10 protein-coding genes and 1 pseudogene are annotated in these 9,533 nt (G+C 65.9%); 6 read left to right on the top strand and 5 right to left on the bottom strand.

Features of this window, described 5'->3' with window-relative positions:
- The 3 genes and pseudogenes from VML93_RS29725 to VML93_RS29735 all read left to right on the top strand — a co-directional run.
- Positions 1-218, top strand: a pseudogene (locus VML93_RS29725) (serine/threonine protein kinase); the annotation flags it as partial.
- A gap of 50 nt (positions 219-268) precedes the next feature.
- Positions 269-1,354: an ATP-dependent DNA ligase gene (locus VML93_RS29730; RefSeq protein ID WP_325616026.1), complete on the top strand. Its 1,086-nt coding sequence runs from the start codon at positions 269-271 to the stop codon at positions 1,352-1,354.
- Between the two features lie 9 nt (positions 1,355-1,363).
- On the top strand, positions 1,364-1,804 hold the full coding sequence (locus VML93_RS29735; RefSeq protein WP_325616027.1) for a hypothetical protein: 441 nt from the start codon (positions 1,364-1,366) through the stop codon (positions 1,802-1,804).
- Positions 1,805-1,810: 6 nt separating this feature from the next.
- Here VML93_RS29735 and VML93_RS29740 read toward each other — a convergent pair whose 3' ends face one another.
- Complete coding sequence (locus tag VML93_RS29740) at positions 1,811-3,055, bottom strand: cytochrome P450 (protein WP_325616029.1); 1,245 nt, start codon at positions 3,053-3,055, stop codon at positions 1,811-1,813.
- Positions 3,056-3,137: 82 nt separating this feature from the next.
- Here VML93_RS29740 and VML93_RS29745 point away from each other — a divergent pair, with 82 nt between their 5' ends.
- Positions 3,138-4,211 carry a DUF2330 domain-containing protein gene (locus VML93_RS29745; protein WP_325616030.1) on the top strand — a complete coding sequence of 358 codons (1,074 nt, stop codon included), beginning with the start codon at positions 3,138-3,140 and terminating at the stop codon, positions 4,209-4,211.
- Positions 4,212-4,223: 12 nt separating this feature from the next.
- On the opposite strand, the gene VML93_RS29750 is transcribed toward VML93_RS29745, so the two are convergent.
- The 3 genes from VML93_RS29750 to VML93_RS29760 form a co-directional block, all read right to left on the bottom strand.
- Positions 4,224-4,709, bottom strand: a complete 486-nt coding sequence (locus VML93_RS29750) for an NUDIX domain-containing protein (RefSeq protein ID WP_325616031.1) — start codon at positions 4,707-4,709, stop codon at positions 4,224-4,226.
- An 11-nt stretch (positions 4,710-4,720) separates the two neighbouring features.
- Positions 4,721-6,085: a wax ester/triacylglycerol synthase family O-acyltransferase gene (locus tag VML93_RS29755; RefSeq protein WP_325616033.1), complete on the bottom strand. Its 1,365-nt coding sequence runs from the start codon at positions 6,083-6,085 to the stop codon at positions 4,721-4,723.
- Between the two features lie 256 nt (positions 6,086-6,341).
- On the bottom strand, positions 6,342-6,728 hold the full coding sequence (locus VML93_RS29760) for a DUF1330 domain-containing protein (RefSeq protein ID WP_325616034.1): 387 nt from the start codon (positions 6,726-6,728) through the stop codon (positions 6,342-6,344).
- Positions 6,729-6,930: 202 nt separating this feature from the next.
- On the opposite strand from VML93_RS29760, the gene VML93_RS29765 reads away from it, so the two are divergent.
- Entirely contained in the window at positions 6,931-7,161 is a 231-nt protein-coding gene (locus tag VML93_RS29765; protein WP_325616035.1) for a hypothetical protein, read from the top strand.
- Between the two features lie 109 nt (positions 7,162-7,270).
- Positions 7,271-8,284 carry an AraC family transcriptional regulator gene (locus VML93_RS29770; RefSeq protein WP_325616037.1) on the top strand — a complete coding sequence of 338 codons (1,014 nt, stop codon included), beginning with the start codon at positions 7,271-7,273 and terminating at the stop codon, positions 8,282-8,284.
- An 11-nt stretch (positions 8,285-8,295) separates the two neighbouring features.
- Here VML93_RS29770 and VML93_RS29775 read toward each other — a convergent pair.
- Positions 8,296-9,533 (bottom strand): wax ester/triacylglycerol synthase family O-acyltransferase (locus VML93_RS29775; RefSeq protein ID WP_325616039.1); only part of this gene is annotated, 1,238 nt, incomplete at its 5' end.

The following is a 9,533-nucleotide window of genomic DNA, read 5'->3' on the forward strand; positions in this document are numbered from 1 at the left end:
TCATGTTCGCCAATGGATCCTGGACGCGAAACACCGACTACGACATCCCGTGTGCGGCCGGGGGAACCAGTCACGTGGTGATGACCGGTCAATTTCCCATGCCAAAACCGGCACCGGATCCGATAACCTCGCTCTCCGGCCACGGTCTGGAGAATGTGACGGGCAGTTCGTGTAAGGGCGGCCCCTACGACCAGGTATTCACCCGTATCCGAGATTGAACCCGGCTTCCAGATGCCGGAAGCCGATCGCCGGAAGCCACAATGAACCAATGGACTTACCCGTCACGCCGCCGGTCTCGCCGATGCTGGCGAAATCGGTCAGGGCGATCCCACCGGATGCCTCCTACGAGCCCAAATGGGATGGCTTCCGGTCCATCTGTTTCCGCGACGGCGACGACGTCGAGCTGGGCAGCCGCAACGAGCGCCCGATGACCCGCTACTTTCCCGAGCTGGTCGCCGCGGTCAAGACCGAGTTGCCGCAGCGCTGCGTGGTGGACGGCGAGATCGTGGTCGCCACCGACCACGGCCTGGATTTCGAGGCGCTGCAACAACGTATCCACCCGGCCGATTCGCGGGTGCGGATGCTGGCCGAACGCACGCCGGCGACCTTCATCGCGTTCGACCTGCTCGCCCTCGGCGACGACGACTACACGCGGCGCCCGTTCAGCGCACGGCGCGCGGCCCTCGTCGAAGCATTGAAGGGCTCCGGGCCCTCGATCCACGTCACGCCGGCGACCACCGACCGGGAAACCGCACAGCGCTGGTTCTCCGAGTTCGAGGGAGCCGGGCTGGACGGCGTCATCGCCAAGCCGCTGACCATCACCTACCAGCCGGACAAGCGCGTCATGTTCAAGATCAAACACGAGCGGACCACCGACTGCGTGGTCGCGGGCTATCGGGTGCACAAGTCCGGCGGCGACGCGATCGGCTCGCTGTTGCTCGGGCTGTATCAGGACGACGGTCAGCTCGCGTCGGTGGGGGTGATCGGCGCCTTTCCGATGGCCGAACGGCGGCGGCTGTTCGCCGAATTGCAGCCGCTGGTCACCAGCTTCGACGACCACCCGTGGAACTGGGCCGCCCACGAGGCCGGCGAACGCACGCCCCGCAAGAACGAATTCTCACGCTGGAACGCCGGCAAGGACCTCTCGTTTGTGCCGCTGCGGCCCGAGCGGGTCGTCGAGGTGCGCTACGACCACATGGAAGGTCGACGGTTCCGCCACACGGCGCAGTTCAGCCGATGGCGCCCCGACCGCAACCCGCGCTCGTGCAACTACGAGCAACTCGAACAGCCACTGACTTTCAGCCTGAGCGACATTGTTCCCGGACTCGGCCCCGGCAGCGCAGACCGCCGCTAAGCTGTCGTCGTGCATATAGCCGCGCTGTTGGTGGCGGGTGACGCCAAGCTCGACGACGACGGAGCGATCAATGCCTGGCGCATCCCCACGACCTGCTTTGAAGTCGACCAAATCCCTTTAGAGGTAACGATTCCGCTCGTTGTGGTGGTCCACGCCCAGGCGGGCAGGGACCATGACCCGCAGCTGTACATCGTGTGCAAAGATCCCGACGGGAAACGGCAGGGCAGCATCGAATCGTCTTGGCAATGGCCCGACGACGAGGACAAGCTGTCCAAGTACCGATGCTTTACCCACTCGCTCCCGTTCGTGGTATCGGCCGAAGGCGAGTACACGATCGGCGTCTACTACGACTCGTACGGGATCGCCGAGTTGGACACCCCCATACCGCTTTCGATCAAGCTGGTCGGGTCGGATGCGGGTGACGGCAACGGCGACGTCGCCTCGCAGTGACGGGTCTCAGACCGCGACCGTCAGCGTCGACAGCCCACGCAGCGTGACATTGGCCTTGTACTGCGGTTCACTGTCCAGCCGCGCACCCGGGAAACGCGTCGCCAGCGCCGGTAGGGCCAGGCCGGCCTCCAGTCGCGCCAGCGGTGCCCCCAGGCAGTAGTGCAAACCGCGACCAAAACCCAAATGCCGCATCGTGCCCCGCCCCGGGTCGAAGTCATCGGGTCGCTCGAACTCGGCGGGATTGCGTTGGGCCGCCGCCAGCAACAGCATCATCACGTCGCCCGCCGGCACGTCGACCCCGGCAATCGTCATGTCATCAGCGGCAATTCGGCCGACCATCTGCACCGGCGGGTCGTAGCGCAAGGTCTCCTCGATCACCGCCGGCGCCCGGGCCGCGTCGGCACCGAGCGCAGCCCACTGCAACGGGTGACGCAGCAACGCCAGGATCGCGTTAGCGATCAGGTTGACAGTGGTCTCGTGTCCGGCGACCAGCAGCAGGACGCAAGTGGAGACGATCTCGGGCTCGGTGAGCTGATCGCCGGACTCCTCCACCGCGATCAGCCCCGACATCAAGTCGTCGCCGGGATGCGAGCGTCGCTGCTCGATCAGATTGTGCAGATATTCACGCAACCACAGGCCCGCCTGCAACCGCTCGTTTATGCCTTCCGACGGCGCGCCGGTGAAGGTGATGAACGGATCCAGGGCCTGCGCCAATAGCGCCGATGCGTGACTGAATTGCGGCTCGTCCTCGAGTGGCACACCAAGCAGCCGGCAGATCACCTGCACCGGCAGCGGATAGGCGAAGTCCCCGATGACATCGAACCGGCCCCGCTCGGCGATCCGGTCGAGCAAGCCGTCTACCAATGCGCTGATTTCGGGTTGCAGCGCGTTGACCACCTTCGGCGCGAATGCCTTGCCGGCCAGCTTGCGCAGCCGGGTGTGGTCCGGTGGGTCGAGGAACAAGAAGCCCGGCGGGAACTGCGGGCGCGGCGCGACACCGGCGCTGATCTGTTGCTGCGCGATTGTGGAGTTCATCCGGTCGCTGCTGGACGACGGGTGCCGTAGCACCTCGTCGCAGTCGCGGTAGGCCGAGAAGACGGCGACGTGTGCCCTGGGCAGCTGCAACGGTCCGCGGTCACGAAACTGCGCGTAGACCGGGTAGGGGTCGGCCCGGTTGGCCGGGTCCAGCAGTTGCAGCAGCAGCGCTTGAGGGTCGGCTAGCTCGGTGGGCTCGATGGGCCGCGTCGTCATTCCAACATTGTGCCCGTGCCGCCGCGCTCAGCCCGGTTCGAAGCGGACATCGGCAGGTCAACCCGCACGTAGCATGTGGGCCATGACAGTGCTTCGTGTCTACCGGTTGGCGCTGGCCGCCGTCACGCTGGTGTGGGCCGCCCTGGGCGCCTTGGCGCTGGCCGCACCGAGCCAGGCCTGCGCGTGCGGCGCAGTTGTCGCTCCACCCGACGCCCAGGCCACGATGAATCATGAAGTGGCACTGGTGCATTGGGATGGCTCAACCGAGACCATCCTCATGCAGCTAGCGTTGAACGCCAGCACCGACAACGTCGCCCTGGTGGTGCCCACGCCCACCCCGGCGAAGGTCACGGCGGGCGACAAGGCGACGTTCACCGAATTGGATTCACTCACCGCGCCGCAAACCCAGCAGCGCAAGCACTGGACCCTGGGGTTCTGGTTGTTCGCGCGCTCCGCGCCCGACGCGGCAGCTCCAGCCGGCGCCCCGAACGTCGTCAATCAGGTGCACCTGGGCCCGCTGGAGGCGACCACCCTGGCCGGCGGCGACCTGGCTGGATTGCAGAAGTGGTTGGCCGACAACGGTTATGCCATTCGGCCGGCGGTCTCTAACGCGCTGGATCCCTATGTGCGGGACGGCTGGTCGTTCGTGGCGATGCGGCTGACGAGCACCGCCCCGATCGTCGGGGGGCTCAAGCCGGTGCGGATGACCTTCCAGTCGTCGCAATTGGTCTACCCGATGCGGTTATCCGTCGCGGCGCAGAGCGCGCAGCAGGTCACCATCTTCACGCTGTCCGATCATCGGCAGCAGCGCACCGACGCCGACGCCTCGGCGCAGTCCTCCGAAGTCCAGTTCGCGGGCAACGTGTCCAGTGTCGTTCGCGACCCGCTGCTACATGAATTGGCCGGGAACCACGGCGCGTATCTGACCAAGATGCAGATGAATATCCCTAAGCCGTCGAAGATCTCGTCGGACTTCGCCTTCGGCAACGCGCCCAACGACGACCCCTACCGACAGGTGGTCTACGTCGAGCACGACGAAGTCATCCCGATCGAGCTGATCATCCTGGCCACGTTGCTGTTTGGCGGCGTGGTCGCGGCTGTGGCTTTCGTGGTCTTCCTGCGCAGGCGCCGGCGAGCCGTCACCGTCGACCCCTGAGTGGTATGCATGTCAACCCCCTTCGCTTAGTCCGGTCAGCTCCGGATGCCCCATCAATCGATCGAGAAACGCGCGCTGCCCCTTGAGTAGCTTCGTGCGTGCCTGGGCCACCGGACACCAGGCGACGCGGTCGACCTCGGGGAACTCCTGCATCCTGCCCGAGCCCTTCGGCCATTCCAGTTCGAAGGTGTTGCTGCGGGCGTCGGTGACGTCGAGGTCCGCCCGCACCGCGAACACCGTGACCACCTTGCCGCTGGGTTGTTTGAGTGCGCCGAAGTCGATTCGCGGCCCGGCCGGTACCGGCAGCCCGATCTCCTCGGAAAACTCGCGCTGCGCGGCGACCCACGGATCGTCGCCGTCGTCGTACTCGCCTTTCGGGATCGACCAGGCCCCGTCGTCCTTGCGGGCCCAGAACGGGCCACCGGGATGCGCAATGAGGACTTCGACGACGCCGCCGTGAGCGCGATACAACAGCAGCCCCGCGCTGAGCTTCGCCATGTGCAGATTCTTCAGACTCCGACGGCGCGTTCGAGGTCTTTGAGCGATTCCTCGAGGTGCGCGAGCAACCGCTGCAGGTGTGGCAGGCTGCGACGGCATCCGACCAGACCGAAGTCGAGGTTGCCCGCGTTGTTCACCAGGGTGATGTTCAGCGCTTGCCCGTCCGGGATGTTGGACAGCGGGTAGCTGCCGTCCAACCGGGCTCCGCCGTAGTACATCCGCTCAGCCGGGCCCGGCACATTCGAGATGACGACGTTGAACGGCGGCGGCACCGTTCTGAGGAATCCCGGGACACCCGCCAGCAGCAGCGGCGCCATGTTCAGCGCCGACAACGCCAGCACCTGGACCCGCGGCAGTTCGGCGAGCACTTTCTTGTTGGCGCGCATCGATTCGCTGATGACCTGTATCCGCTGCGCGGGATCCTCGGCATCGGTGGCGAGGTTGCACAGGATGCTGCCGACCTGGTTGCCGCCGGCGTCGGCGTCGGCCTCCGAGCGCAGGCTGACCGGGACCATCGCGATCAGCGGTGTGTCAGGCAGCGCATTCTGCTCGATCAGGTAGTAACGCAGCGCACCGGCGCACATCGCCAGGACGGCGTCGTTGACGGTCACACCCGCGGCCTGCTTGACGGCCTTGACGCGGTCCAGCGACCAGGACTGAGCCGCGCACCGGCGGGCTCCACCGACCTTGACGTTGAGCATGGTGTGCGGCGCCGCGAACGGTAGGGTCAACTGCTGCTCGAACAGGGCGGCACGGGCCAGCTTCACCGCCGAGGGCGCAAGTCCCGCAACGGATCCGGCCACGTTGACCAGCGAGCCCAGCGGGGACGAGCCGCTACCGGACTGCTGGCGCTTCTTCTTCCGGGGCAGGCTCCACATCGGCCGCACCTCGGAGTCCTCCGGGTCGACCGACAGCGTGCGCTGCATAAGTTTCATCGCCGAAACCCCGTCGATCAGGGCGTGGTGCATTTTGGCGTACATGGCGAACCGGCCATCGCTGAGCCCCTCGACGACGTGCAGTTCCCACAGCGGGCGGTGGCGGTCGAGCAGGCTGGTGTGCAGCATGGAGCTCAGCTCCAGCAAGTCGCGAACCCGTCCCGGTGAGGGGAGGGCCGAGCGCCGGACGTGGTAGTCGACGTCGATGTGGTCGTCATAATCCCATGCGAAGCGGACGATTCCGCCCATGACCGTTGCCGGGTGCTTGCGGAAGGTGGGCTGGAAATCCTGGTCGGCCACCAGAGCGTCGAAGAACTCCCGCACGAACCCGGGGGCGGCGCCCTCCGGCGGCTCGTACAACGACAAGCCACCCACGTGCATCGGATGTTCACGGGATTCGGCGAACAGGAACATCGCGTCGGTGGGCATCATCATTTCCATCCCCCCATTAGACCGTGCCAGGGAAATGGCCGCGGGGCTGTTGCAAAATTAGGCTCGACACGCCGCCGGTCCCATCCGTCACTCCGATCACCGGAGGAAAGGATACGGCTTTGCGCGCAGCTGCAGGCGATAAATTCGCTTGCTGCGCAATGATTCTCGGAACGCTGGTAGCCGGACATTTGTACCGGGTGGGACTCAAGTGGAATACCCGCTCGGGGTGCGACGATTTTGCGACAGCCCGCCGCCGTCGCCGTGGCTACTCCGGCGCGAGCGACCATCCCGACGTCGCGATCAGGTCGCCACGCTCCAATCCGGCGGCCCGATGCTCATGCACCTTGGCGTACTCCGGGGTGGACACCATGGCGACGAATGCCTGCGGTGTGGGGTACTCGACAACGAGAATCGCGTCCCACCAAGGGCGTTCGCCGTCGCCGATGATGTAGGCCGGCACGGTTCCCGCGTAACGGACGGTGGCGCCGACGCGCTGTAGGTGCGGCGCGACCTCGCGTGCGTACCGCTGGTAGGACTCCAGCCCACCCTCGGCTTTGAACTTCAGCAGGTTGATCATCACGACCGGTGCGTCAACCGGACGCGCGGCCAGTGCCGCGGCCTGTTCGGGGTTGGTATCTAACGCCTCGCCCATCTGAATCTCCTTGCCTCGATGAGTTTTTGACAGACTCGCGGGCCCACTCTCGCAACGTGCGGACCAACCCGGCGATTGGAAAGTGAGTTCAATCCTAGGCGATCTCACTGACCCGACAATTGTCGTTATCCAAACGGCGACCATGGACGCGACTCACGACTAGGCTGTCCCACGTTTACCCGAGTTCAAGGGGGCGGTCGGCGTGCTTCACTCTCTGCTGGCGGCTGCACAGGATCATCCACAGGCGGCGAGCATCGGCGGTTTTTTCGCAGCCCTGAAGCTCCTTCGAGTGGTCTTCTTGCTCCTTGTTCACCCGATAGGGCTGGTGATCCTCTTCAGCGTCATCGCTGCGATCGTGTGTGCGCTCGTCGCGGGCAACCGGGGCGCAACAGGCTTGGTTGGGGTTTGCTCGGACTCCTTTTCAGCATTGTGACGTTGATCGTCTTGCTGGTCCTGCCCAGACGGAATTGACCGGAATCGGAACCGCACCGCTGAGCGCGAGCCCTTGACATGGTGCGCCCTGGCGGCTGAGGGTCGACGACATGTCCGTGGTGCGCGGGACCGCGCTCTCGAACTACCCAACCGTGGTCACCGAACTAGGCGGCGACCCGGCCGCGTTGCTGCGCGCCGCCGGCATACGCGAACGCGACGTCGGCAACTACGACGCGTTCATTCCGTTCCGCGCGACGATGCGGGCCATCGAATCTGCCGCAGAGGCAACGGCCACAACGGATTTCGGGCGGCGACTGGCGCAACGGCAGGGCATCGAGATCCTGGGGCCGGTCGGTGTGGCGGCCCGCACCGCGGCGACCGTCGGAGACGCGCTGGCCATCTTCAACACGTTCATGGCGGCATACAGCCCGGTGATCGCCATCAACATCGCACCACTGCCCGACCCGGAGCGATCGTTCATCAGCCTCCAATATCTGCTCGACGACGCACCGCCGTACCCGCACTCGATGGAACTCGCGCTGGGCGTCTCGCTGCGGGTGTTCCGGCTGCTGATGGGTGCGGATTACTCCGCCCTGGCGGTGCATCTACCCCACGACCCGCTCACACCCAAAGCCGCCTACGTGCAGTACTTCGGATGCACGCCCTACTTCGCCGAACGTACGGCGGGTTACACCGTGCGAACGGCCCACCTGGCCCGTCCCTTGAGCCGCGATGAAGTCGCGCACCGCGCCGTCGTCGACTACTTGAGCAGCATCACCCCGGTGGGCGCCGGGATCGTCGAATCGGTGCGCACCATCGTTCGCCAGCTGCTCCCGACTGGCGCCGCAACGCTCGAGGTGGTTGCCGAGCAGTTTCACCTGCACCCGAAGACGCTACAACGCCGGCTCGCCGACGAAGCCACCACCTTCGCGGCTGTGGTCGACCAGGTCCGCAAGGATGCCGCGGACCGGTACTTGCGGACCACCGGCATCAGCCTGCCGCACCTGGCCCGTGAACTCGGTTACGCCGAACAGAGCGTGCTGACCCGCTCGTGCAAACGCTGGTTCGGAAGCGGGCCGGCCGCCTACCGGAGCCAGAATCGGCTCCGCCGGGTCCACCTATAGACCGACTCGACTTATAAACCGACGGAGCGCTCGAGATCCTTCAGCGAGGTTTCCAGGTGGCCGAGCACCCGCTGCAGGTGCGGCACGCTGCGGCGGCATCCGACCAGTCCGAAGTCGAGACTGTCGGCACTACTGGTCAGCGTGATGTTCAACGCCTGCCCATCGAGGACGAGCGACATCGGATAGTTGCCCACGAGCCGGGCACCGTTGAAATACAACGGCTCTCGTGCGCCGGGCACGTTCGAGATGCACACGTTGAACGCCGGCGGGGCCGCCTTGGCCAGACCCGGCACGGTACTGAGTACAGCCGGACTCAACAGCAGCATCGACAATGCCATCGCCTGGGTCCGGGACAGTTGTGACAACACCTTCTTGTTGCCCAGCATCGAGGAGTGGATGACCCCGAGCCGCTGTGCCGGATCCTCGAGATGGGTGGCCAGGTTGCACAACACCGCCCCGACCATGTTGCCGCCCACGGCGTCGTTGTCGCCACGCAGACTCACCGGGACCATCGCGACCAGCGGCGCGGCCGGTAGCGCGTCGCTGTCGTCGAGATAAGCGCGCAGCGCCCCCGCGCACATAGCCAGCACGACGTCGTTGAGGCTCACCCCGGCGGCGGCCTTGACCGCCTTGACCCGGTCCATCGGCCACGATTGTGCCGCGCAGCGCCGTGCTCCCCCGACCGGCACGTTGAGCATGCTGCGCGGCGCCCCGAACGGCAGCGTCAGCTGTTGTTCCAGCAGCGCGGCGCGGGCCAGTCGCAGCGTTGAGGGTGCCAGTCCCGCAACGGATCCCAGCACGCCTCCCAAGGACGGCAGGCGACGCTTCCGATCACGCGTCGAACGCTTCGACACCGGCGGCATCGGCATCCAGGGCGCCCGGAACTCACCGTGGCCGGCCGGCTCGGTATCCATCGACTGGCGCATCAGCGTCATGCCGGATACCCCGTCGATGAGGGCGTGGTGCATCTTGGTGTAGACCGCGAAGCGTCCGTCCTTGAGACCCTCGATCAGGTGCGCCTCCCACAGCGGACGGTGGCGATCGAGCAGGTTGGCGTGCAGTCGCGAGGTCAGCTCCAACAGCTCGCGCACCCGTCCCGGCTCGGCCAAGCCCGATCGCCGCACGTGGTAGTCAAGGTCGACGTCCTTATCGGACGACCAGGCCAAGTTGGTGAACGCACCGTGAAATCCCATCGGACGCTTGCGGAATAACGGTGCTACGTCATGGCACTGCAACATGGCCTGATGGG

Source organism: Mycobacterium sp., from assembly GCF_035499775.1.
GTDB lineage: Bacteria > Actinomycetota > Actinomycetes > Mycobacteriales > Mycobacteriaceae > Mycobacterium.

Excerpts from the sequence above, each read along its gene's own strand:
- VML93_RS29760 (WP_325616034.1), bottom strand. The coding sequence starts at position 6,728 with ATGGGCGAGGCGTTAGATACCAACCCCGAACAGGCCGCGGCACTGGCC.
- VML93_RS29730 (WP_325616026.1), top strand. The coding sequence starts at position 269 with ATGGACTTACCCGTCACGCCGCCGGTCTCGCCGATGCTGGCGAAATCG.
- VML93_RS29750 (WP_325616031.1), bottom strand. The coding sequence starts at position 4,709 with ATGGCGAAGCTCAGCGCGGGGCTGCTGTTGTATCGCGCTCACGGCGGC.
- VML93_RS29755 (WP_325616033.1), bottom strand. The coding sequence starts at position 6,085 with ATGGAAATGATGATGCCCACCGACGCGATGTTCCTGTTCGCCGAATCC.
- VML93_RS29770 (WP_325616037.1), top strand. The coding sequence starts at position 7,271 with ATGTCCGTGGTGCGCGGGACCGCGCTCTCGAACTACCCAACCGTGGTC.
- VML93_RS29740 (WP_325616029.1), bottom strand. The coding sequence starts at position 3,055 with ATGACGACGCGGCCCATCGAGCCCACCGAGCTAGCCGACCCTCAAGCG.
- VML93_RS29745 (WP_325616030.1), top strand. The coding sequence starts at position 3,138 with ATGACAGTGCTTCGTGTCTACCGGTTGGCGCTGGCCGCCGTCACGCTG.